This is a genomic window from Streptomyces purpureus (assembly GCF_014648195.1).
In the GTDB taxonomy this organism is placed as follows: domain Bacteria; phylum Actinomycetota; class Actinomycetes; order Streptomycetales; family Streptomycetaceae; genus Streptomyces; species Streptomyces purpureus.
Genome location: NZ_BMQQ01000096.1, coordinates 1 through 508, shown reverse-complemented (window position 1 = coordinate 508; position 508 = coordinate 1). Strand labels below are relative to the sequence as shown.

The 508-nt window shown below is 71.3% G+C and carries 1 protein-coding gene; it reads left to right on the top strand.

The window, feature by feature from the left end:
• Positions 1-508: chorismate synthase (gene aroC / locus IEZ01_RS34520; RefSeq protein ID WP_189205746.1), on the top strand; the 508-nt coding region annotated here is incomplete at both ends.

Genomic DNA, 508 nt, shown 5'->3' with positions numbered 1-508 from the left:
GAGAGGCTGGACGCGGATCCGGTGCGCTGTCTGGACGCGGACGCGTCGAAGGCGATGGTCGCGGAGATCGACCAGGCTCACAAGGACGGTGACACCCTTGGCGGTGTCGTGGAGGTCCTCGCCTACGGGGTGCCGGTGGGCCTCGGCTCCCACGTCCACTGGGACCGGCGTCTGGATGCCCGGCTGGCCGCCGCGCTGATGGGTATCCAGGCGATCAAGGGTGTCGAGGTCGGTGACGGTTTCGATCTCGCGCGGGTGCCGGGTTCGAAGGCGCACGACGAGATCGTGCGGACCGAGGACGGGATCAAGCGGACCTCCGGTCGCTCCGGCGGTACGGAGGGTGGTCTGACCACGGGTGAGCTGCTGCGGGTACGGGCGGCGATGAAGCCGATCGCGACCGTGCCCCGGGCGCTGGCCACGATCGACGTGGCGACGGGTGAGGCGGCCGCGGCGCACCATCAGCGCTCGGACGTGTGCGCGGTTCCGGCTGCGGGGATCGTGGCCGAGG